The 23272-nt window shown below is 55.5% G+C and carries 21 protein-coding genes; 18 read left to right on the top strand and 3 right to left on the bottom strand.

Annotation, left to right across the window (positions count from 1 at the left end; translation table 11 throughout):
• The first annotated feature begins 2 nt into the window (after positions 1 to 2).
• The 11 genes from kdsA to J0X12_RS15180 all read left to right on the top strand — a co-directional run bounded on the left by kdsA (position 3) and on the right by J0X12_RS15180 (position 10830).
• On the top strand, positions 3 to 836 hold the full coding sequence (gene kdsA / locus J0X12_RS15230; RefSeq protein WP_207047293.1) for a 3-deoxy-8-phosphooctulonate synthase: 834 nt from the start codon (positions 3 to 5) through the stop codon (positions 834 to 836).
• Between the two features lie 18 nt (positions 837 to 854).
• Positions 855 to 2132 carry a phosphopyruvate hydratase gene (gene eno, locus J0X12_RS15225; RefSeq protein ID WP_207047292.1) on the top strand — a complete coding sequence of 426 codons (1278 nt, stop codon included), beginning with the start codon at positions 855 to 857 and terminating at the stop codon, positions 2130 to 2132.
• Between the two features lie 8 nt (positions 2133 to 2140).
• The gene (locus J0X12_RS15220; protein ID WP_207047291.1) at positions 2141 to 2767 is read left to right on the top strand and encodes a class I SAM-dependent methyltransferase; all 627 of its coding nucleotides are present in this window, start codon (positions 2141 to 2143) and stop codon (positions 2765 to 2767) included.
• A 140-nt stretch (positions 2768 to 2907) separates the two neighbouring features.
• Positions 2908 to 3405 (top strand): lysozyme, encoded by a 498-nt coding sequence (locus tag J0X12_RS15215; RefSeq protein WP_207047290.1) that lies wholly within the window; start codon positions 2908 to 2910, stop codon positions 3403 to 3405.
• A gap of 115 nt (positions 3406 to 3520) precedes the next feature.
• Positions 3521 to 3832: an FtsB family cell division protein gene (locus J0X12_RS15210; RefSeq protein WP_207047289.1), complete on the top strand. Its 312-nt coding sequence runs from the start codon at positions 3521 to 3523 to the stop codon at positions 3830 to 3832.
• Between the two features lie 284 nt (positions 3833 to 4116).
• Complete coding sequence (pdhA, locus tag J0X12_RS15205; RefSeq protein WP_207047288.1) at positions 4117 to 5160, top strand: pyruvate dehydrogenase (acetyl-transferring) E1 component subunit alpha; 1044 nt, start codon at positions 4117 to 4119, stop codon at positions 5158 to 5160.
• Between the two features lie 30 nt (positions 5161 to 5190).
• On the top strand, positions 5191 to 6591 hold the full coding sequence (locus J0X12_RS15200; protein WP_207047287.1) for a pyruvate dehydrogenase complex E1 component subunit beta: 1401 nt from the start codon (positions 5191 to 5193) through the stop codon (positions 6589 to 6591).
• 11 nt (positions 6592 to 6602) lie between these two features.
• Positions 6603 to 7934 carry a pyruvate dehydrogenase complex dihydrolipoamide acetyltransferase gene (locus tag J0X12_RS15195; protein WP_207047286.1) on the top strand — a complete coding sequence of 444 codons (1332 nt, stop codon included), beginning with the start codon at positions 6603 to 6605 and terminating at the stop codon, positions 7932 to 7934.
• 10 nt (positions 7935 to 7944) lie between these two features.
• Positions 7945 to 9348, top strand: a complete 1404-nt coding sequence (gene lpdA, locus J0X12_RS15190) for a dihydrolipoyl dehydrogenase (RefSeq protein ID WP_207047285.1) — start codon at positions 7945 to 7947, stop codon at positions 9346 to 9348.
• 46 nt (positions 9349 to 9394) lie between these two features.
• Positions 9395 to 10345: a lipoyl synthase gene (gene lipA / locus J0X12_RS15185; RefSeq protein ID WP_207047284.1), complete on the top strand. Its 951-nt coding sequence runs from the start codon at positions 9395 to 9397 to the stop codon at positions 10343 to 10345.
• 35 nt (positions 10346 to 10380) lie between these two features.
• Positions 10381 to 10830 (top strand): type II toxin-antitoxin system RatA family toxin, encoded by a 450-nt coding sequence (locus J0X12_RS15180; protein WP_207047283.1) that lies wholly within the window; start codon positions 10381 to 10383, stop codon positions 10828 to 10830.
• On the opposite strand, the gene J0X12_RS15175 is transcribed toward J0X12_RS15180, so the two are convergent.
• The 3 genes from J0X12_RS15175 to J0X12_RS15165 are packed head-to-tail and all read right to left on the bottom strand — an operon-like array spanning position 10827 to position 12953.
• Positions 10827 to 11327, bottom strand: coding sequence for a CinA family protein (locus tag J0X12_RS15175; protein WP_207047282.1), 501 nt, complete (start codon positions 11325 to 11327; stop codon positions 10827 to 10829). The two genes, J0X12_RS15180 and J0X12_RS15175, sit on opposite strands and share 4 nt — an antisense overlap.
• Positions 11314 to 11805, bottom strand: coding sequence for a phosphatidylglycerophosphatase A family protein (locus J0X12_RS15170; protein ID WP_207047281.1), 492 nt, complete (start codon positions 11803 to 11805; stop codon positions 11314 to 11316). Before J0X12_RS15170 ends, J0X12_RS15175 begins: the two co-directional genes overlap by 14 nt.
• Positions 11802 to 12953 carry a bifunctional 2-C-methyl-D-erythritol 4-phosphate cytidylyltransferase/2-C-methyl-D-erythritol 2,4-cyclodiphosphate synthase gene (locus tag J0X12_RS15165; RefSeq protein ID WP_207047280.1) on the bottom strand — a complete coding sequence of 384 codons (1152 nt, stop codon included), beginning with the start codon at positions 12951 to 12953 and terminating at the stop codon, positions 11802 to 11804. Before J0X12_RS15165 ends, J0X12_RS15170 begins: the two co-directional genes overlap by 4 nt.
• Before the next feature lie 128 nt (positions 12954 to 13081).
• Between J0X12_RS15165 and dusB the strand changes: the two genes are divergently transcribed.
• From dusB to J0X12_RS15130, 7 genes are all read left to right on the top strand, one after another.
• The gene (gene dusB, locus J0X12_RS15160; RefSeq protein WP_207047279.1) at positions 13082 to 14068 is read left to right on the top strand and encodes a tRNA dihydrouridine synthase DusB; all 987 of its coding nucleotides are present in this window, start codon (positions 13082 to 13084) and stop codon (positions 14066 to 14068) included.
• 1 nt (position 14069) lies between these two features.
• Positions 14070 to 15191, top strand: a complete 1122-nt coding sequence (locus J0X12_RS15155) for a two-component system sensor histidine kinase NtrB (RefSeq protein WP_207047278.1) — start codon at positions 14070 to 14072, stop codon at positions 15189 to 15191.
• A gap of 2 nt (positions 15192 to 15193) precedes the next feature.
• Positions 15194 to 16636 (top strand): nitrogen regulation protein NR(I), encoded by a 1443-nt coding sequence (gene ntrC, locus J0X12_RS15150; RefSeq protein ID WP_207047277.1) that lies wholly within the window; start codon positions 15194 to 15196, stop codon positions 16634 to 16636.
• A 102-nt stretch (positions 16637 to 16738) separates the two neighbouring features.
• Positions 16739 to 18952, top strand: coding sequence for an ATP-binding protein (locus J0X12_RS15145; protein WP_207047276.1), 2214 nt, complete (start codon positions 16739 to 16741; stop codon positions 18950 to 18952).
• A gap of 2 nt (positions 18953 to 18954) precedes the next feature.
• Complete coding sequence (ntrX, locus tag J0X12_RS15140; protein WP_207047275.1) at positions 18955 to 20361, top strand: nitrogen assimilation response regulator NtrX; 1407 nt, start codon at positions 18955 to 18957, stop codon at positions 20359 to 20361.
• Positions 20362 to 20393: 32 nt separating this feature from the next.
• Entirely contained in the window at positions 20394 to 21770 is a 1377-nt protein-coding gene (trkA, locus tag J0X12_RS15135) for a Trk system potassium transporter TrkA (protein ID WP_207047274.1), read from the top strand.
• Positions 21771 to 21775: 5 nt separating this feature from the next.
• A complete protein-coding gene (locus J0X12_RS15130; protein ID WP_207047273.1) occupies positions 21776 to 23263 on the top strand; it encodes a TrkH family potassium uptake protein in 1488 nt (495 codons plus the stop codon).
• Positions 23264 to 23272: the final 9 nt, after the last annotated feature.

Below are 23272 nucleotides of genomic sequence, written 5' to 3'. Positions count from 1 at the left end.
ACATGACCAAAAGCCATCACGTTCAAATCGGCAACATTACGGTCGGCAATGATTTGCCCTTTGCACTCATCGCGGGGCCTTGCCAGATGGAAAGCATGATCCACGCGATGGATATGGCGGGCCAGCTGTTCGAGATGACACAAAAGCTCGGCATGGGGCTTGTCTATAAAACGTCCTTCGACAAGGCCAACCGGACATCGCTGACTGCGCAGCGGGGCCTGGGCCTGGAAGGCGCCATCCCGGTGTTCCAGCGTATCCGGAGTGAGTTTGGCATACCTGTCCTTACCGATGTGCATTTGCCCGAACATTGCGCCGAGTTGGGCGATGCGGTGGATGTGTTACAGATACCCGCCTTTCTTTGCCGCCAGACGGACCTCCTGATCGCAGCCGCCAAGACCGGCAAGGTGATCAATGTGAAAAAGGGACAGTTTCTTGCCCCCTGGGACATGAAGAATGTCGCCAACAAGCTGATCGAAAGCGGCAACAACCGTGTGCTGTTGACCGAACGCGGCGCCAGCTTTGGATACAACACGCTTGTCTCCGATATGCGCAGTCTTTCCATCATGGCGGAACAGACCGGCCAGCCGATTGTTTTTGACGCCACCCATTCCGTGCAGCAGCCGGGCGGGCAGGGTACATCCTCCGGCGGACAGCGCGAATTCGTGCCCGTGCTGGCGCGTGCCGCTGTCTCTGTCGGGGTTGCCATGGTCTTTATGGAAACACATCAGGATCCCGATAACGCCCCATCTGACGGGCCGAACATGGTGCCCATCGATCAGATGGAAGCCTTGCTCACCACCTTGCAAAAATTCGATAATCTCGCGAAAAACCTCTAGAAACAGGAACAAAGTCGTATGAGTGCAATTCTTGATATTACCGGCCGTGAAATTCTGGATAGCCGGGGCAACCCCACGGTTGAGGTCGATGTTATTCTGGAAAGCGGCGCCTTTGGCCGCGCCGCTGTACCTTCCGGCGCCTCCACGGGCGCGCATGAGGCGGTAGAACTCCGTGACGGTGATAAATCACGCTATGGCGGCAAAGGGGTGCTGAAAGCCATCGACTCGGTCAATGGCGAGATTTTCGATATTTTGTCGGGCCGTGATGCGGATGACCAGATCGCACTGGACCGGGCCATGATCGCGCTGGACGGAACAGAGAACAAGGGTCGCCTCGGCGCGAATGCCATTCTTGGTGTCAGCCTGGCTCTCGCCCGTGCCGCGGCAGAGGATTGCGGCCTCCCGCTCTATCGGTATATCGGCGGTGCCTCCGCACGGACCCTGCCGGTGCCGATGATGAATATCATCAATGGCGGTGAACATGCGGACAACCCGATCGACATTCAGGAATTCATGATTATGCCGGTTTCCGCCGATACCTGCGCGGATGCGATCCGTATGGGGTCGGAGGTTTTCCAGACTCTGAAAAAAGAACTCTCCAAGGCTGGGCATAACACCAATGTGGGCGATGAGGGCGGGTTCGCCCCGAATATCGCCAGCACTCGCGATGCCCTTGATTTCATTATGAAATCCATTGAAGGCGCGGGCTATAAGCCGGGCGAGGATATCTATCTCGCCCTCGATGCGGCCTCGACCGAATTCTTCAAGGATGGCAAGTACCATCTCAAGGGTGAGAACAAGATTCTCGCGCCGGATGAGATGGCAGATTACTACGCCGCCCTTGTCGGCGATTACCCGATCATCTCGATCGAGGATGGCATGAGCGAGGATGACTGGGCCGGATGGAAGGCACTGACCGACAAGATCGGCAACAAGGTGCAGCTGGTGGGTGATGACCTGTTTGTGACCAACCCGAAACGGTTGGCCGACGGGATTTCCCAGGGCGTTGCCAATTCCATCCTGGTGAAGGTCAACCAGATCGGCTCGCTTACAGAGACGCTGGAGGCTGTCGAGATGGCGCACAAGGCGCGCTATACCGCTGTGATGTCCCATCGTTCCGGTGAGACAGAGGATTCCACCATCGCCGACCTAGCCGTTGCCACCAACTGCGGCCAGATCAAGACAGGCAGCCTGAGCCGGTCTGACCGGCTGGCGAAATATAATCAGCTGATCCGCATTGAGCAGGAACTCGGCGACGCGGCGGAATATGCTGGTCGCGGTATCCTGAAGGGGTAAGACCCAACTTGACGCTCTCGCTATCCGATCTTGCGAAGACAACGCAGGATGTCTATGAGCGCAATGCGGAGCGCTTTGATGCGGAGCGATCTAAAACCCTGTTTGAGAGGAACTGGCTAGACCGGTTCCTCTCCCTTATCCCGGAAAAGGGGTATGTCCTCGATCTGGGATGTGGGGCGGGCGACCCCATCGCGCGTTACATCCTCTCCAAGGGATACATTCTTGCCGGCATAGATGCGTCTGCCGCGATGCTCCGCCTGGCAGAGAGACGGTTTCCGGCCGGTGACTGGCGACAGATGGATATGCGGTCTCTCGATCTGCAGGAGCGGTTTCACGGCATTATCGGATGGGACAGCTTCTTTCACCTGAGCCGCGAGGAGCAGAGGTTGGTTCTTCCGAAACTGGCGGCTCACCTTCAGTCCGGCGGCGCGCTCCTGCTGACGGTTGGGCCGACGGACGGTGAAGTGGCCGGGCACGTTGGGGATGATGCAGTTTATCATGCCAGCCTTTCCATTGAGGAATACATCTCCATCCTGGCATCCGGTGGCCTGAAGGTTGTTGATTTCCGGCCCGAGGATCCGGATTGCGGGCAGCGTAGCGTCCTGCTGGCCCAGAAACAGGCCAGTTCTATTTAGCCGCCCTTCAGGAAGGCAGGAGTCCAATGGTTAGGCCGCCCGGAGAGGGCATTTTTTTCTTCCGATAATACAATTATAGATTGAAAATAATTTGAAAATTAATATCTAAAAAGGAGAGTTTCTAGGGTAGGAGGTCACTTATGGCACAGCAGCTTTCCGCGAAAGGGGCGGAATTTATCAAACAATTCGAGGGCCTGCGGCTAACGGCCTATAATGACGGTACCGGCGTGATGACCATCGGGTATGGCCATACGGGCGATGTCAATGCAGGACAGACTATTTCACAGGCCCAGGCAGACAGCTATTTTGCCGGCGACGTCAAATGGGCGGTCGATACGGTCAATTCGTCCGTAAAAGGGGAGTTACAGCAAAATCAATTCGATGCGCTGGTTTCCTTCACCTTTAATGTCGGGGAGGGGGCCTTCAAATCCTCCACGCTGCTGAAGAAGCTGAATTCGGGCGATTATAAATCCGTCCAGTCCGAGATGGGCCGATGGATTTACGCAGGCGAGAAAAAGGGGGCGTTTGCCAAATTTGTCCGCTGGGCCCATCTGGGCAGTGGCAAGGAGGTCTCGCCGGTCTTGAAGGCGCGACGGGAGCGTGAGGGCAAACTTTTCAAAAGCGGGACCTATTCCTGACGCGAAACAGAATAAATCCACAGTTTTCGGACCATTAGCGGATTAATTGCAACTAATTTATCCACAAATCAATTTTACGGTTGACCTCGACTCTTGTATTTGATTCACTTCGTAAATGATTATTAGCCTTGAGATAAGAAAGCGTGCGAAAGCCGGAGCGGGACCCATCCTAGGAATCCTGGCCGTCGCCTATTTCAGTTATCATCTGATTGAGGGTGATCGGGGGCTTTTTGCCTATCTCAAGCTTCAGCATGAGATCGATAGGGCCGAGGCCGTCTATCAACTCACGGAAAATGAAAAGCAGGCACTCGAAAAGCGCGTTGCCTTGTTGCGTCCGGAGAATCTTGACATAGATATGCTGGAGGAGCGCAGTCGCGACGTTTTGGGACTCGCGCATCCGGATGAGATCGTCATCTATACGAAATAGCCGGGAACGCGCCCGGTTGAAGATTATATCCTGTTGATTATCGTTTTCTTTGCGTTTCTTGCGTAAAAATGGGTGAATTTATCGCATTCTTCTTGATGCGATAAATTACTATGATTTCAGTTAATCTTTAAATTTTCAAAATCTATTTAAATTATTAACCGATATTACGTTAATCAATAAATTCTACTTGTCTATTAGGGTTCTGTCGGCCACATTCCGACTATGGTCAACGTGCATCGGAGGCAATAGGGAAGCCTCTGGTGCCAATAAAAATGGGAGATATCATGGCACGTCAATCCGCCAGCAGGGCAAAAAGTTCTGCGTCGAATGCCAAGAAGTCGACACAGGGTGCCAAAAAGGCAGCCCCGAAGTTCTCAAAAGAGCAAATCCAGAAATTTTATTACGATATGCTGCTGATCCGCCGGTTCGAGGAGAAAGCCGGACAGATTTACGGCATGGGCCTGATCGGCGGGTTCTGCCATCTCTATATCGGCCAGGAAGCTGTCGTTGTCGGCATGAAATCTGCCATCACGGATGATGATGCGGTGATCACCTCTTATCGTGACCATGGCCATATGCTGGCCTGCGGGATGGACCCGAAGGGCGTTATGGCGGAACTTACCGGGCGCGAGGGCGGCTATTCCAAGGGGAAGGGCGGCTCCATGCATATGTTCTCCAAAGAGGCCAATTTCTATGGCGGTCATGGTATCGTCGGGGCCTGCGTCCCGCTCGGCACAGGGCTCGCCTTCAGCCAGAAATACCAGGGCAGCAAGGACATCACCCTGTGCTATATGGGCGATGGCACGGTGAACCAGGGCCAGGTCTATGAAAGCTTCAATATGGCGGAGCTCTGGAACCTGCCGGTCGTCTATGTCATTGAAAATAATGAATATGCCATGGGGACTTCTGTCAAACGCTCGTCCGCCCAGACGGAACTCTATAAGCGCGGTGACAGCTTTAATGTTCCCGGTGAACAGGTTGACGGCATGGATGTTTTCGCCGTTGCCGCCGCGGGCAAGAAGGCGGTCGACTATGTCCGTGCAGGTAAAGGTCCCTACATCCTTGAAATGAAGACCTATCGCTATCGCGGCCATTCTATGTCGGACCCAGCGAAATACCGCTCAAAAGAGGAGGTCAACAAGAAGCGGGCGGAGCATGACCCGATCGACCACCTGCGGCAGACCATGCTGGACGATAAAATCAATACGGAGGACGAACTCAAGGAAATCGATCGCGAGATCAAGGCTATCATTGCCGATGCGGTCGAGTTTGCCCAGAACAGTCCGGAGCCACAGCCGGAAGAGCTTTACACGGATGTTTTGGCCTGAGCGCCGATCAGCTTGAGAAGGACTAGATAAATGCCAACAGAAATTTTGATGCCGGCTCTCTCGCCGACGATGACAGAAGGCAAGCTGGCCCGCTGGATGGTCAAGGAGGGCGATACGGTCAGTTCGGGTGATGTGCTCGCAGAGATAGAGACTGACAAGGCCACAATGGAGGTCGAGGCCGTTGATGAAGGCAAAATCGGCAAGATCCTGATTGAGGGGGATACCGATAATGTTGCCGTCAATACGCCGATTGCCGTTCTTCTTGAAGAAGGCGAGGATGCCAGCGACCTAGATGATTTCACACCTAGCGCGGCGCCATTTGCTTCAGAAGGATCGGACGATACGACCGAGGATACCTCTGACAAGGAAGAGCCTGCGCCGCGCGTCAGCACTTCAAAAACGCCCGATGCCTATGACGCCAGCGGGGAGATTCCTGAGGGGACGGAAATGGTCAAGATGACTGTTCGCGAGGCCTTGCGGGATGCCATGGCAGAGGAAATGCGCAAAGACGAGCGCGTTTTTGTCATGGGTGAGGAAGTTGCCGAATATCAGGGTGCCTATAAGGTCACGCAGGGGTTGCTGGATGAATTCGGTGGTCGCCGGGTGATCGACACGCCAATTACCGAACATGGATTTGCCGGTGTCGGTGTCGGCGCGGCGTTCCATGGTCTGCGGCCGATTGTAGAGTTCATGACCTTCAACTTCGCCATGCAGGCGATTGACCAGATTGTCAACTCGGCAGCCAAGACACGCTATATGTCCGGCGGCCAGATGTCGTCCCCGATCGTTTTCCGGGGCCCCAACGGCGCGGCCTCCCGCGTGGCGGCACAGCATTCCCAATGCTATGCCTCCTGGTATTCCCATGTTCCTGGGCTGATCGTAATTGCGCCCCATACGGCGGCGGACGCGAAAGGGCTGTTGAAGGCGGCAATTCGCGATCCGAACCCCGTCATTTTCCTGGAGAATGAAATTCTCTATGGCCAGAGTTTCGACGTGCCGGTGATGGATGATTTTGTCCTGCCCATCGGCAAGGCGAAGATCGAGCGTCCCGGCGACGATGTGACCATTGTGTCCTTCGCGATGGGGATGAGGTATGCGCTAGAGGCGGCGGACAAGCTCGCCGAAGAAAATATTTCGGCCGAAGTGATCGACCTTCGAACTATTCGCCCGATGGATATGGAAACAGTGCTGGCCTCCGTTCGCAAGACGAACCGTTGCGTCACTGTTGAGGAAGGCTGGCCACAAAGCGGTATCGGCGCCGAAATAACGGCGCAGATCATGCACCACGCCTTCGATTACCTGGATGCACCGGTTCTCCGGGTGTCGGGCAAGGATGTGCCGATGCCATATGCGGCCAATCTCGAGAAACTGGCGCTGCCACATACCGATGAAGTTGTGGCGGCGGCCAAATCTGTCTGTTATCGCGATTAAAGGGGGCGAAAATGCCAATTACCATTACCATGCCAGCCCTCTCACCGACAATGACCGAGGGTACGCTTGCCAACTGGCAGATGAAAGAGGGCGATACGGTCTCCTCCGGGGACGTCCTCGCGGAGATCGAGACTGACAAGGCAACCATGGAGGTCGAGGCGGTTGACGAGGGAACGCTCGGAAAAATTCTCGTTCCGGGCGGCACCGAAAATGTTGCCGTGAATACGCCGATAGCGATCCTGCTGGAGGAGGGGGAGGATGCGTCCGCCCTTGACGGTTTCGATGCCGGATCGGCACCAGAGCCAGCAACCGAAGAATCTGATGAGGCACCAAAGAAAGACGCAGATGACGGCGGGAAAAAGAAATCCGCTGACGAGGCGGCAAAAACTTCAAAACAAGACGCGGCCCCGGAAGCTAAAGGCAGCAGCGGACCGGCGCTGGTGACGAAGGACGGCGAGCGTATTTTCTCAAGCCCGGTCGCCCGCCGGATTGCGGCGAACGAGGGCCTCGACCTTAAGTCCATCAAGGGCAGTGGTCCGCATGGCCGGATTATCAAGGCGGATGTCGAGAAGGCGCTTGCCTCCGGTGGCGCGAAAGCGGCAGCGCCCGAGAAGGCGGCATCTGCACCTGCACCGGCTGCGGCGACCCCACCGCCAGAGGGGAATTACGAGGAAATCCCACTCACCAGCATGCGCAAGACCATTGCAAGGCGGCTTTCGGAAGCCAAGCAGACTATCCCGCATTTCTATCTCACCATTGAGTGCGAGCTTGATAACCTCCTGGCCATGCGCAAGGAGCTGAACGGGCGCTCTGATGACTACAAGATTTCGGTCAATGACTTCATTATCCGGGCTTCAGCCCTGGCGCTGAAGAAAGTCCCGACAGCCAATGCCTGCTGGGGTGGCGACAAGATCCTGCAGTATAAGGATTTTGATGTGTCGGTCGCGGTGGCGATTGAGGGGGGCCTGATTACCCCGGTGGTCCGAAAGGCGGACCAGAAAGGCCTTGCCGTCATATCCAACGAGATGAAGGAACTGGCAACCAAAGCCAAGGCCGGAAAATTGATGCCGGAGGAATATCAGGGCGGCTGCTTCTCCATCTCGAACCTTGGTATGTTCGGGATCAAGGAATTCTCCGCCGTGATCAACCCGCCGCAGTCTGCCATTCTTGCGATTGGTGCCGGGGAACAGCGTCCTGTTGTTAGAGACGGCGCGCTCGCCATGGCGACGATGATGAGTGTAACGCTCTCCTGCGATCACCGCGTGATTGACGGGGCACTGGGCGCGGAACTGCTGAAACATTTCAAGGGTTATATTGAAGAACCTTTAACCATGATGCTGTGAGGAACCGGATATGAGCGAAACGAATTTCGACCTGGTTGTTGTCGGTTCCGGACCCGGCGGATACGTAGCAGCGATCCGGGCGGCGCAACTCGGCTTGAAAACCGCTGTAATCGAAAGAGAGCATTTGGGGGGCATCTGCCTCAACTGGGGCTGTATCCCCACCAAGGCACTGCTGCGGACGGCAGATATCTACAACCTGATCAAGCATGCCGATGAGTTCGGAATCAAGGTGGAAGGCGCAACGGTTGACCTGAAGAAAACCGTTGATCGGTCCCGCAAGGTGGCAGGACAGCTATCCGGTGGTGTGAAGCATCTGCTGAAGAAGAACAAGATCACCGTGATCGACGGGCATGGCAAGTTGGCTGGCTCGGGCAAGGTTGAGGTGAGCAAGGATGGCAAGGTTGTGTCTACTGTTGCCGCCAAGCATATCATTCTCGCCACCGGCGCGCGGGCACGGACACTGCCGGGGCTGGAGCCGGACGGCAAGCTGATCTGGACCTATAAGGAAGCGCTTGTTCCTGACGTAATGCCGAAGAAGCTGCTGGTTGTCGGCTCCGGTGCGATCGGGATCGAGTTTGCAAGCTTTTTCAACGCCTTGGGATCCGATGTTACGGTTGTCGAGGTGATGGACCGGATCCTCCCGGTGGAGGATGCGGAAATTTCCGCCTTCGCCGAGAAATCCTTCAAGAAGCAAGGCATGACCATCCACAAGGGCACGACGGTGTCGGAGCTTAAGAAGTCAGGCGATAAGGTCACGGCCACCTTCAAGGACAAGAAGGATAAAACCTCCTCTGATAGCTTCGATCGGGTCATCCTCGCTGTTGGTATTGTCGGCAATGTCGAGAATATCGGGCTTGAGGGCACCAAGGTGAAGGTCGAGAAAACCCATGTGGTTGTCGATGAATTCTCCCGTACTGGGGAGCCCGGCGTCTATGCCATTGGGGATCTGACCGGTCCCCCATGGCTCGCGCATAAGGCATCCCATGAAGGGGTGATCTGTGTTGAGAAGATCGCGGGCGAGAAGGATGTGCATCCGCTCAACACCTCCAATATTCCGGGCTGTACTTATTGCCATCCGCAGGTTGCCTCCGTCGGGATGACGGAAGCGGCGGCGAAAGAAAAAGGCTATGACATCAAGGTCGGGCGCTTTTCCTTTATCGGGAATGGCAAGGCCATTGCGCTTGGTGAGGCAGAAGGGCTGATCAAGACCATTTTTGACGCGAAAACCGGCGAGATGCTGGGCGCGCATATGGTCGGTGCGGAAGTGACGGAACTAATTCAGGGCTATGGCATCGCCAAAACGCTGGAGACGACCGAAGTCGAGTTGATGCATTCGATCTTCCCGCATCCGACACTTTCCGAAATGATGCATGAATCTGTGCTTGACGCCTATGGCAAGGTCATCCACATGTAGGTATAAGCTGTTCCGACAGCCTGTGAATGTATGATAAGGTAAGATCATGACTGAGACGACCGCCATAAAGCGTGTACGCCATCCGGAAAAGGTAAATCGTCCGGATAACCCGATCCAGCGCAAGCCCGCCTGGATCCGGGTAAAAGCACCTGTCTCGAAGACCTATCATGAGACGCGTGAATTGATGCGTGGCCTCAACCTCACCACGGTGTGTGAGGAGGCGGCCTGCCCGAACATTGGCGAATGCTGGTCAAAGAAGCATGCCACCATGATGATCATGGGGGAGATTTGTACCCGGGCTTGCGCCTTTTGCAACGTATCCACCGGCAAGCCGAACGCGCTCGATCCGTTTGAGCCCACAAATGTGGCGACGGCGGTCAAGACCATGGGGCTTAACCATGTGGTGATCACTTCCGTTGACCGGGATGATCTGAAGGATGGCGGGGCACAGCATTTCGCGGACGTCATCCAGGCCATTCGCGAGGCGGCGCCGAACACCACCATAGAAATTCTGACACCGGATTTTCTCAAGAAACCCGGGGCGTTAGAGGTCGTTGTTGCAGCCAAACCTGATGTCTTTAATCACAATCTTGAGACCGTGCCAAAGCTCTATCCCTCCGTCCGTCCGGGCGCGCGCTACTACCATTCGCTTCGGCTGCTGGAGCGGGTGAAGGAACTTGACCCGAACATGTTTACCAAATCCGGCCTGATGGTTGGCCTCGGCGAAGACAAGGACGAGGTGTCGCAGGTCATGGATGACATGCGCGTTGCCGGCATCGATTTCATTACCATCGGTCAGTATCTGCAACCAACGGTGAAGCATCATGCGATCCATCGTTTCGTGACACCGGATGAATTTGCGGTTCTGGAGAAACAGGCCTATGCTAAGGGCTTCCTGATGGTCTCCGCATCGCCGCTCACCCGTTCCAGCCATCATGCGGGCGAGGATTTCGCGAAGTTGAAAGCCGCGCGGGAGCGGGCCAACGCCTCAAAATAACGTTTATGCCGTGTTGTATGGGTAGAATGTAGAGTATGCCAACACATGCCGAAAAACGGGTTCTGCCCTATAAGCCAAAAGAAATGTTCGATCTTGTGGCGGCGATTGACAAATATGACGAGTTTCTGCCCTGGTGCATCGGCGCGCGTATCAAGGAGCGAAAGGACAACGTCGTCCTTGCCGACCTGGTGATCGGTTTCAAGCTCTTCCGCGAGAAATTCACGTCGAAAGTGACATTGGACGAAGCCAATAACCACATTGATGTTGAGTATATGGACGGGCCTTTCCGGTATCTCAACAATCACTGGCAGTTCAACGAGCATCCGGACGGCTGCGAGGTTGATTTCTTCGTCGATTTCGAGTTTCGCTCGATGATCCTGCAGAAAACCATCGGGATGCTCTTTAACGAGGCGGTTGCCCGCATGATTTCGGCTTTCGAGGGGCGCGCAAAAGAGCTTTACGGCCCCAAGTCCGACACCCGCTAGCGGTCAGCGGCGGCAAGCAGCATTTCAAGGGCTGTCTTGACCGTGGCAAGGCGAACTTCCGAACGGCCAATCTCTCCATATTCCATTTTACGATGTTCGGCGATGCCGTTCTCGGTCGCGACGGCAAAATGAACGAGGCCGACAGGCTTGCCTGGTCCGCCTCCGCCCGGGCCCGCAATGCCCGTTACCGCGACTGTGATGTTGGCCCCGGCTGTCTTTAAGGCACCAAGCGCCATTTCCCGTGCTGTTTCCTCGGATACAGCCCCATGGGCCCGCAGGATGTCTGTGCTCACGCCGATCACGCGGGCCTTTGCCTTGTTGCTGTAGGTGACAAAACCGCGGTCGAACACGTCAGAGGAACCCGCGATATCCGTGAGTGCCCCGCCAATCAAACCACCGGTACAGGATTCTGCCGTTGCCAGTTGCCATTTCTTACCTCGGCATTTTTCAAGGACCTCGGTTGCCAGATTTTCGATTTCACTGCTAAAAATTCCCATAATACACCTTTTTTATTATTACCAGCAGGACAGAGGCAATCAGTCCCGCCGCATAGTCATCAATCATAACGCCGAATGCGCCTTTTACTTTCCGGTCCAGCCAGCCGATCGGCCAGGGCTTCCAGATGTCGAGTATCCGGAAGATAACGAAGGCAAGAAAGATCATCAGCGGCGTCAGGTCTGCCGCATGGAGCGCGAGCCAGATTCCCGCCACCTCATCAATTACCACCTCGCCGGGATCGGACTTGCCGGTCCTCTCGAGATATATTTTTGTGCTCCACCAACCGACGAACAAGGCAACAAGAGACGCCATGCCGAGCGCCGGTGCCCCAAAGAAGTAGTAAATCAAAATACCAAAGGGAAGCGCGGCGAGGGTGCCAATGGTTCCCGGAGCCTTCGGCGCCAAACCACTCCAGAACCATGTGGAGAGGATAACCGCCGGATGCCAGAGAGAGAGGGGGGCGATCTTCTGGTTCATTCGGGAAGTCTCACGGTTGCTATGGCTTGGGCGGCGATGCCTTCACTGCGGCCGGTGAAGCCAAGTTTTTCTGTTGTTGTGCCCTTGATGCTCACCCGTTCCTTTTCCAGCCCGAGGATATCGGCAATGCGTTCCTGCATGGCGGCACGATGCGGGCCGATACGCGGAGCCTCACAAATAATGGTGAGATCAACATGATTGATCTGGCCGCCTTTATCGCTGATAAGGTCGCCTGCATGGCGCAGAAACCGGTCGGAGGCGGCGCCTCTCCATTGGGCGTCTGACGGGGGGAAATGCGTGCCGATATCGCCTGCGCCAATGGAGCCGAGCAAGGCGTCGGTCAGGGCATGGAGGGCCACATCCGCATCCGAATGTCCTTTCAGTCCTTTATCATGGGGGATGTTGACGCCACCGAGCCAGACACTCTCGCCGGTCTCAAAGGCATGCACATCGAAACCAAATCCCGTCCGGACATCAGTAAGGTTTCTTGTGATCATGGCGCGTGCACGGTCTATGTCGTCGACCGTGGTGATCTTGAAATTTTCGGTCTCTCCCGTAACCATGGCAACCTCTATTCCGGCCCGATCGGCAAGCGCGGTATCATCTGTCATATTTTCGCCCGCAAAGGCCCGGTGCGCCGCCAGTATGGGGTTAAACGCGAAGCATTGCGGCGTTTGCGCGGCAACAATTTTGTCCCGGTTCAGCGCGCCGGTAATGCGCTCCCCGTCAAAGGATTTCAGGCTGTCTGTCATGGGAAGGCAGGGAAGGACCGCATCGGAGGTCGCAAGCTTTTCCAGGCACCGACTGATAAGAGCCTCGCTTACGAAAGGTCGTGCGGCGTCATGTATCAGGACGAATTCCGGTGCCAGATCGATCAGGCTCTCAAGGCCGTTCCGGACCGATTCCTGCCGTGTCGCGCCGCCGATTACCGGCGGCAAAAGGTCCAGCCCGGATACGGCATCATTGTAATGCGGCGAACCTTTCTCTCCGATGACTACGCAAACATTGTCAATGCCGGGGTGCGCCAGAAACGCCTCAATGCTTCGCCGAAGAACGGATTTCCCCGCAATTTCAATATATTGCTTTGGAGTGTCAAGTCCGGTCCGGATGCCTTTTCCGGCGGCGACGATAAGGGCGATGCTTGTCATGAGGCGACAATAGATTGCTAATTCGCAAGGTTCAATAAAATTGACCGGCCGGTAATGAATCTGTTGCAGTGCAATAAAAACCTGCCTATATTGCCTAAATTATAGTCATAATATTTATTGCTTAAAAAATGATCATCACTCTTGGCGCCATTACAATTGATCCCCCGGTGTTTCTCGCGCCGATGGCCGGAATTACCGATCTCCCTTTTCGCCGCCTGGTGACACGATATGGCGCGGGGCTGGTCTTTACCGAGATGGTTGCGAGCAAGGCCATGGTGGCGGAGACACGCCGATCGCTTCGCATTGTCCGGTCTGCGAATGATGACCAGCCAATGGCGGTTCAGCTTGCGGGTTGTGATCCCGACATCATGGCGGAGGCGGCAAAGCTCAACGAGGACATGGGCGCACGGATCATTGATATCAATATGGGCTGTCCGGTCAAGAAGGTGACCTCCGGCATGGCCGGTTCCTCGCTGATGCGCGATCTTGATCATGCGGCGAAGATACTGGAGGCGACGGTGAGCGCCGTGAACATACCTGTCACGCTCAAGATGCGGACGGGCTGGGATGAGGACAGCCGCAACGCGCCGGAGCTTGCCCGGATTGCCGAGGATGTTGGCATCCGCATGATCACTGTGCATGGTCGCACCCGCTGCCAGTTCTTCAAGGGGTCGGCGGATTGGCGGTTTATTGCCAAGGTCAAGGAAGCGGTCTCGCTGCCCGTGATTGCCAATGGCGATATCCAGTCGGTCGAGGATGCCGCGATGGCGAAACGCCAGTCCGGGGCAGATGGTGTGATGATCGGACGGGGCAGCTATGGGCGCCCCTGGTTTGTCGCGCAGGTGGCGGAATATTTGAAGTCAGGCGTCAAGCGGCCTGATCCGGATTTTAACGAGCAGAAAGCCGTCCTGCTCGAGCATTATGACGCGCTCATCGGATTGTATGGGGAAGAGGTCGGGGTCCGCGTCGCGCGGAAGCATCTCGGGTGGTATTCCGAAAGACTGCCGGGCGGAGAGGGATTCCGGCAAAAAGTCGTCCGCCTTACCGATCCGGATGACGTTCGCGGCGAAATTAAGTGTTTTTATGAAGCTTTGCAGTTGAAGGAAAGTGCATAAGATGGCTCTGCCAAACCCATTTAGCGGGACGAAACGCAAGAAAACGGAAGTTGATGCCCTTGCTGTATTGAACGCCTTGCCCGATCCACTGATCGTTATTGATGACGACGGCTACATCTGCTTGACAAATCCGGCCGGAGAGGAATTTTTCGGCCTGTCCTCGAAAAAGCTTCTGCGCATGTCGGTCAACGAGATTGTGCCGTTCGACAGCCCGTTGCTGGGCCTGGTGGAGCAGGTACGCACAACGGGCGATTATGTGTCGGAATATAGCGTAGATCTTGGCACCCCGAAAACCGGGATCAAGAACGTCAATCTCCAGGTTTCTCAGCTTTATGGCACGTCCAATGTCATGGTCCAGATCGGGGAGCGGACCATTGCCGCCAAGATGGACCGGCAGTTGACCCACCGCGGCGCCGCTCGCTCTGTTACCGCCATGGCAGTCATGCTGGCGCATGAGGTGAAAAATCCGCTCTCGGGCATTCGGGGGTCGGCGCAGCTGCTGGAAATGAACGCCTCGGATGCAGACCGGGCGCTCACCCGGCTGATCTGCGATGAAACGGATCGTATCTGTGCGCTCGTCGATCGGATGGAGGCGTTCTCAGACGATCGTCCGATCGATCGGGATGCGGTCAATATTCATGAAGTATTGGAACATGTCCGTCGGGTCGCCGAGGCGGGATTTGGCCGCAACATTGTATTCCGGGAGCAATATGATCCGTCGCTGCCCTTTGTCTACGGTAACCGGGATCAGCTTGTGCAGGTGCTGCTCAATCTGATTAAGAATGCGGTTGAAGCGGCACCCGACGACGGCGGAGAGATTATCCTCAGCACCGCCTACCGCCATGGCATCCGCCTGGCCATCCCGGGCGCACAGGAAAAAGTGCAGCTACCGCTGGAGGTCGGGGTGCAGGACAATGGTCCGGGTATTCCAGAGGAGATATTACCCCATATCTTCGATCCATTCGTCACCACCAAGGCAGGCGGCAGCGGACTCGGACTGGCCCTGGTGGCGAAAGTTGTCGGAGATCACGGCGGGATTGTCGAATTTGATTCATCGGTAGTGGGCAGCAAGGTGCTGATCCGCCTGCCGGTCTATAATTTTATTAAAACGGATTTGGAATAGACATGCCGGGAACAATTTTAGTCGCAGATGACGACCAGAGTATCCGCACGGTCCTTGAACAGGCTCTCTCCCGTGCAGACTACAATGTGCGTTCCACCAGCAATGCCTCAACGCTCTACAACTGGGTCATGGAAGGGCTTGGCGATGTCATCCTGACCGATGTCGTTATGCCCGATGAAAACGGGCTGGACCTGCTTCCGCGGATCAAGAAGATCAGGCCGGAACTGCCTGTGGTGGTCATGAGTGCACAGAACACGCTGCTGACCGCGATCAAGGCGACGGAGCGGGGCGCGTATGACTATCTTCCCAAGCCATTTGACCTCAAGGTCCTGCTGCAGGTTGTAGACCGTGCACTCTCCAAGCCAAAGAAAGCCGCGAACCGGTTTGGCAAGCCGGAAGAAGAAGAGACGAAAACGCCCCTGATCGGCCGCTCTCCGGCTATGCAGGAGATTTATCGGGTCTTGGCGCGCCTCATGGGCACAGACCTTACCGTTCTGATTTCCGGTGAAAGTGGTACAGGTAAAGAACTCGTGGCCCGTGCGCTTCATGAATATGGCAAGCGAAAAGCAGGTCCGTTTGTCCCGATCAATATGGCGGCCATCCCGAAAGAACTGATTGAATCCGAGTTGTTCGGGCATGAGAAAGGCGCGTTCACGGGCGCTGACTCACGCGCAATCGGTCGCTTTGAGCAGGCTCAGGGCGGCACCCTTTTTCTTGACGAGATCGGGGATATGCCGATTGAGGCGCAAACGCGGTTGCTACGCGTGTTGCAGCAGGGCGAGTATACGACGGTGGGCGGCCGGACGGCGATCAAGACGGATGTCCGGATTATTGCTGCGACCAACCGGGATTTGCGTCAGTTCGTGCGGCAGGGACTGTTTCGCGAGGATCTTTATTACCGATTGAATGTGGTGCCGCTTCGCTTGCCTCCACTCCGGGAGCGGGCAGAGGATATTCCGGATCTTGTGCGTCATTTCCTCTCCCAGGCGCAGGAGGAGGGCCTGCCGGTCAAAAGCATCGACAAGGAATCGCTCGAAGCCATGAAAAAGCATAAATGGCCGGGCAATGTGCGGGAACTTGAAAATCTGGTGCGCCGTCTAGCCGCGCTATATTCCGATGATGTCATCAATCTCTCCGTGGTCGAGCAGGAGCTGCAACCGCAGGAAGTCGGCAGTATTGAAGGTAGTCCGGGTGAAGACGAGAACCTCGGTATGGCCGTGGAGCGGCATATTGCCAAGTATTTCGCGGCACATGCGGGCAGTTTGCCTCCCAGCGGCCTTTATGAGAGGGTTATTCGCGAAGTTGAGCGGCCGCTTTTAACGCTTTCCCTTGAAGCGACGAATGGAAACCAGATCAAGGCCGCCGACCTTTTGGGCGTCAATCGGAATACTTTGCGTAAAAAAATACGGGAACTGGATATTCAGGTTGTGCGCGGCATGAAGTGATGCTTAAATGCCACAATGTGGTATTTTGAACAAATGACTGACGTCGGCGACTTGGACCGGCAGACCGAGGTCGCATCGTGACCCGTGCGGTCGGAGGATGTTGTGGCAGAATCACAGCAATCTAATGTGAAACGTCCCTTTTCCTTTGTCCGCTGGACAAAAAAGATCGGGCTGGGTCCGAAGACCTCTTTCTTCGTCGCCATGCTGGCCATCGCGAGCGGTATCGCCACCTATGAATCACTGACCATAGAAAACGCTGCCTATACGCGCGTTCTTCTTATCATAGACGTGGCGATTGTCGTCATTCTGGCGATTATCATTACCCATCGTTTGATCAGGACCTGGCGAAAAGGTCAGGTCGGCGGCACGGGCAGCATGATGCATCGTCGCATTCTGCGACTTTTTTCATTGATTGCCGTCGCCCCGGCGTTGATGGTCGCGCTTTTCTCGGCACTGTTTTTCAACATTTATTTTCAGCGGCATTTCTCCGATCCGGTGAATATGGCGGTGTCGGAATCGATTGCGGTGGCCGACGCCTATATCAAGGAGCATATCCAGAATATCCGATCCGATGTCCTGGCGATGGCCGGGCAGATTAACCGTGCGCCGACACGGGTTCTGGAAAATCGCAGTCTGTTTGATTCCTATCTCAGCGATCAGGTTATCGCCCGTAACCTCAGTGAGGCTGTAGTCGTGGACGGCAACCAGAATATCATTGCCCAGTCTGACCTCAGCTTTGCGCTCGAATTTGATAAAATCGCTCCCACGCTTTTCAGCGAGGCGCGCGAGCGGGAGATCGTCATCACCACGAACGACGGGGATGACCAGGTGCGGGCGTTGATACGGCTCGATCGCTTGCTGGATGGCTTCCTATATGTCGGGCGCTTTATCGAGCCCAGGGTTCTCGCTCATATGGAGAGAACGCGCGCCGCGGCGGCGGAATATGAGCAATTGAAGGAAGAAGGCTTCGGTATCCAGATCCAGTTCGCCGTCATTTTCTTTCTCATTTCGCTGATGGTGGTCCTGGCCGCCGTCTGGTTTGGCCTGGTGATTGCCTCGCGCCTTGTTGGCCCGATCGAAAGTCTTGTTCGGGCGGCGGAGCAGGTCCGTTCCGGCGACCTGACGGCCAAGGTGGATGAAAGCCGCGCCTATGACGAGATGGCGACATTGAGCCGCGCCTTCAACCGGATGACAGAACAGCTGTCTACGCAACGACAGGAACTCGAGAAAACCAATACCAAGCTGGATGAGCGCCGTCGCTTTACCGAAGCTGTTCTATCCGGCGTTTCCTCTGGCGTCATAGGACTGGACAAGAAAGGCGTGATAAATCTGCCCAACCGCAAGGCGACAGAGCTTTTGGGGCATTCCGAGGCGGAGCTTATTGGCCGACCATTTTCCGAAATACAGCCGCAGATGGCGGCACTTCTGGATGAAATCCGGGAAAAGCCTTATCGTGTTGCCGAACGCCAGATCCAGCTCCAATCCACAAATGGCCACCGACATTTGCTCGTACGTGCGGCAGCGGAAATCTCCGACGGCAGCATTCAGGGGTTCGTGGTGACGCTGGACGATATTACGGATCTTGTTTCGGCACAGAGAATGGCGGCCTGGGGTGATATTGCGCGCCGAATTGCCCATGAAATCAAGAACCCCCTGACCCCGATACAGCTTTCCGCCGAACGGATAAAGCGCAAATACGGTCGGCAGATTCAGGAAGATGTTGATATTTTTAATCAATGCACGGACACGATCATCCGTCAGGTCGGGGATATCGGCCAGATGGTGGATGAATTCTCGGCTTTCGCGCGGATGCCGACCCCGGAATTCAAACCGGAGGATCTCGGAGAGCTTGTCGGGCAGGCTATTTTCCTGCAGAAAATTGCGCATCCTGAAATCGAGTATCTTTTTGAGGTACCGGTGTCCCCGATGACCTGTGCCTGTGATGCGCCGCAGGTGAATCGCGTTCTGACAAATCTCCTGCAAAATGCGGCAGATGCGATTGAGGGGCGGGACGTGGCGGGCGGCGAGCTTCCAAGGGGCCGGATAGAGGTATCTCTTGCCGTCACGGCGGATGAAATCTGCGTCGAAATCACGGACAACGGGCGCGGTCTGCCCGAAGAAAACCGCAGTCGGTTAACCGAACCCTATGTCACCCACCGGGAAAAGGGGACGGGCCTTGGTCTGGCGATCGTCAATAAGATCATGGAGGAACATGGCGGCAGTCTCGCCATGACAGACGCGAAAGAAGGGACGGGGGCCTGTGTCAGGATCTCTTTCCCGGTAAGTAAAGCGAACTTGAAAACGGGGAATGACTAACGATGTCAGCAGACATTCTAATCGTCGATGACGAAGCCGATATTCGGGAACTTGTGGCCGGGATCCTGGAAGACGAGGGGTATGAGACACGCATGGCAGCGAATAGCGACCAATGTCTTTCCGAGATCGCTCATCGGCGACCGAACCTGGTTATCCTGGACATCTGGCTGCGCGGAAGCAAGCTCGATGGGATAGAGATTTTGCAGGCCGTGAAGAAGGATCAGCCGGATCTGCCGGTTCTGATGTTTTCTGGGCACGGCAATATTGAAACGGCGGTCCAGACCATCAAGCTGGGAGCCTATGATTTTATCGAAAAGCCGTTCAAGGCAGAGCGGCTTATCCAGCTCGTTGACCGGGCTCTGGAGGCTGTGAGACTGCGGCGTGAAGTGGCGGACCTCAAGACTCGTGGCGGGGGGATGATGACGGAACTTATCTGTCGGTCCCATGTCATGATTCAACTGCAGCAGAGTATCGAAAAAGTGGCACCCACAAACAGCCGGGTCCTCATTTCGGGTCCCTCCGGATCCGGCAAGGAAGTGGTCGCTCGTCTTATCCATGAACAGTCCCATCGCAAAACCGGTCCGTTTGTGGTCCTCAATGCGGCTACATTGGCGCCGGAACGGCTGGAAATTCAGCTGTTCGGTGTTGAAGATGGCCGCATGAATTCAGTCAAGGGAGAACGCCGCGGCTTATTGGAACAGGCGCATGGCGGCACGCTTTTCCTTGACGAGATCGCGGATATGCCGATGGAAACACAGGGCAAGATATTGCGGGTGCTGGTTGACCAGACGTTCCAACGGGTCGGCGGCACGGAGAAAATCAAGGTTGATGCACGCGTCATTTCCTCCTCCAGCCGGGACCTGCATGAGGAAATGGCCAACGGACGCTTGCGCGAGGATCTGTACCACCGTCTTGGCGTTGTCCCGATATCCGTACCTTCCCTGAAGGAGCGGCCGGAAGACATCGGGCCGCTTGCCCGTCACTTTGTGGAAAGGTTTTCAAGAAGCGCCGGACTGCCTCCGCGGAAAATTGGGGAGGATGCAATCGCGACATTGCAGGCCTCTTCGTGGCCGGGCAACGTGCGTCAACTCAAGAATGTGATAGAGCAGATCATGATTCTGGCGACCGGCGATAAATCGGCGCCCATTACCGCGAATATGGTACCGGCGGACGCCGGGGCGGCGAAGTCAATCATGATCGGGCAGAACGACAATACGGAGATTATGGCGCTTCCATTGCGTGAGGCGCGTGAAAGGTTTGAAAAGGAATATCTCGAAGCACAAATCAACAGATTCGGCGGAAATATTTCGCGTACTGCGTCATTTGTTGGTATGGAGAGGTCAGCCTTGCATCGGAAGCTGAAAACGCTTGGCGTGAGTAATGGTGAGCGAAAAAGGTCGTCAGATTAGATGCGTAACTTGGGTAGGGGGACAGAAAAGCGATGAAGGTAATCGTTTGCGGTGCGGGGCAGGTCGGCTCCAATATCGCGCGGCAGCTTGCCCGGGAAAACAATGACGTCACCTTGATCGACCAGTCCCCTGAACTGGTGCGCAAGATAGGGGATGAACTGGATGTGCGGGCCATGGTCGGTCATGCGTCTCATCCCGATGCGCTGGAACGGGCAGGGGCCTATGACGCGGACATGATCATCGCCGTGACCTATAGTGATGAAGTCAACATGGTCGCCTGCCAGATTGCGCATTCGATCTTCAATATCCCGAAGAAGATCGCCCGAATTCGCGCACATCAATATACGGATCCTCTCTGGGCGCATCTATTCAGTCGCGAGAACCTGCCGATTGACGTGATTATCTCCCCGGAGGATGAAGTCGCCCATGCGATTGAACGACGCCTGAAAGTCCCCGGCGCCTTCGATACGGTTTCCTTCGCGGATGGCAAAGTGCAGGTTATCGGCGTCCGTCTCGATGAAAACTGTCCGATCGTCAATACCCCGCTCAAGCAGCTGACCGAGCTGTTTCCAGATCTGAATGTTGTTGTCGTGGCCATCTATCGTGACGGCAAGATGATCGTGCCGGCCAGCGATGACCAGATGTTCCCCGGGGACGAGGTCTATTTTGCCGCCGACAGCGCCCATGTCGCCCGCGCCATGCCGCTTTTCGGTCATGAGGAGCAGGAGGCGCGCAGTATCGTCATTGTTGGCGGTGGTAATATCGGTTTTCATCTTGCCCGGTATATCGAAGAGAACATGCGCAAGGTCTCGCTCAAGCTGATTGAGACGAACCGGGAGCGGGCCGAGAAAATTACCGATGAGCTCGACAGGACGGTCGTGCTGCATGGCAGTGCGCTTGATCCCGAACTGTTGCAGGAGGCAAATGCGGCGCAGGCCGAGACAATTGTTGCGCTCACCAATGATGACCAAGTGAATATTTTGGCGTCCTTGCTGGCCAAGGGGCAAGGGACGGAAACCGCCGTCACGCTGATAAATAACCCGGTTTTCGGTAATTTGGTCACCTCCCTCGGGATTGAGGTCGTAGTGGATCCGCGGGCAACCACCGTGTCGGAAATTCTTCGCCATATCCGTCGAGGTCGGATCCGGGGACTACATTCCTTCCGTGATGGAGCGGCGGAAGTGGTTGAGGGGGACGCGCTGGAAACCTCCTTGCTTGTGGGTAAACCCTTACGGGACATCAAGCTCCCGCATGGTACCATAATCGGTGCGGTCATCAGGGGGGATACGGTTGAAATTCCACGAGGGGATTCGGTCATTCAGGCCGATGACAGGGTCGTTATCCTGAGCCTTCAGGATTCTGTTCAGAAGGTTGAGGAAATGTTTTCTGTCGGCCTTGAATTTTTCTAGAACCGATGTTGTTCGCCCCTGTCTTTTCATTTGTTGGCTGGTCGCTCGGGTTTATGGCGATGTTGATGGGCGTGCCGCTTCTGTTCGCCCTGGCCCAGGGGCAGACAGAACTTACCCTGAGTTTCTTTGTTTCGGCCATCATAACGCTCTTTTTCGGCGGCGGTATGATACTCGCGGTGCGGCGGGAAATAACCATTCTCGGGCGTCGTGAAACCTTTCTGGCGGCAACACTGATCTGGATTATCGTGCCGGCCTTCGCCGGCCTTCCTTTCTATCTAAGCGATGCCATCCCGTCGGCGACCAACTCGTACTTCGAGGCATTTTCCGGATTCACGACAAACGGGGCAACCGTTATTGATGATGTGGATGCTCAGCCTCGGGCGATTATCCTGTGGCGCAGCCTGATCCAGTGGGTGGGCGGTTATTCAGTTATTGTCTTCCTGGCGATAATGGCAAGCGCCTTCAATTTGCCGCGCAGCAATCCCTTGACGCGGGCCATCGCCAAGAGCAGCAGACGGCGCATGTCCCGGCGAATCGCCTCCGCCGTGCTGTCGCTGCTGAAAATCTATAGTTTGCTGACAGCGATCTGCATTGTTGCCCTGTGGTTTGCCGGCATGTCGGCCTTTGATGCCATTTGTTATGCCTTCAGCACCCTGTCTACCGGCGGCTTTATGACATCGAATTCAGCCGGGACGGCTTTTGCCAGCCGCGGGATTGAAGTCATCCTGATGATTTTCATGGTATTCGGCGCGATTAATTTTTCCCTGCATTGGTCGTTTTTCAATGGGGACCGCCTTTCCTATTTCAAGGATCCCGAATATCGCTACCTCATGATCGCCATCGTTCTTGGCAGCCTTTTTGTTTTCTCCCTGATGATGACACAAACGGATATGTCGACCGGGGATACCATGCGGTATGCGGTCTTTAATACGGTGTCTGCTGTGACCACAACTGGTTACAACCTGCCGCTTGTCTCCGAGACCGGGCAGTATTACTGGCCGATCGGCGCGCTTTTTGTAATTCTTGTCCTGACGACGATCGGTGGATCAATTGGCTCATCCGCCGGCGGAATCAAGATGATGCGCATCGCCATTCTCCTGAAGGTGTCCAATGCCGAGGTCAACCGCCTGAGCTTTCCAAGCAGTATCTTTCCCCTGACCTATGGCGGACAGCGCATCCTGCGTGAACAGATTACGGCGGCCTGGAGCTTTTTCGTGCTTTATTGTCTGGTGCTTGTCGCGGCAACATTGCTTCTGGCCTTTGACGGACTGGACCTGCAGTCATCAATCACTCTCGCCATCACAAATCTTGCCAGCGCCGGCTCGGCAGCGCAGCCATTGATCACCGATGTTGTTGTTGGAGAGGAAAATTTTATCAGCTATGAAGCCTTACCCAAGTTTTCTAAATGGGTATTATGTGTCACCATGCTCGTGGGACGATTGGAATTTTTTGCGGTCCTTTCCCTGTTCAATCCGGCCCTTTGGCGGCGTTAAAATTATAGG

This window comes from Sneathiella sedimenti, from assembly GCF_017313765.1.
GTDB lineage: Bacteria > Pseudomonadota > Alphaproteobacteria > Sneathiellales > Sneathiellaceae > Sneathiella > Sneathiella sedimenti.
This window is presented reverse-complemented; position numbering and strand designations above follow the sequence as displayed.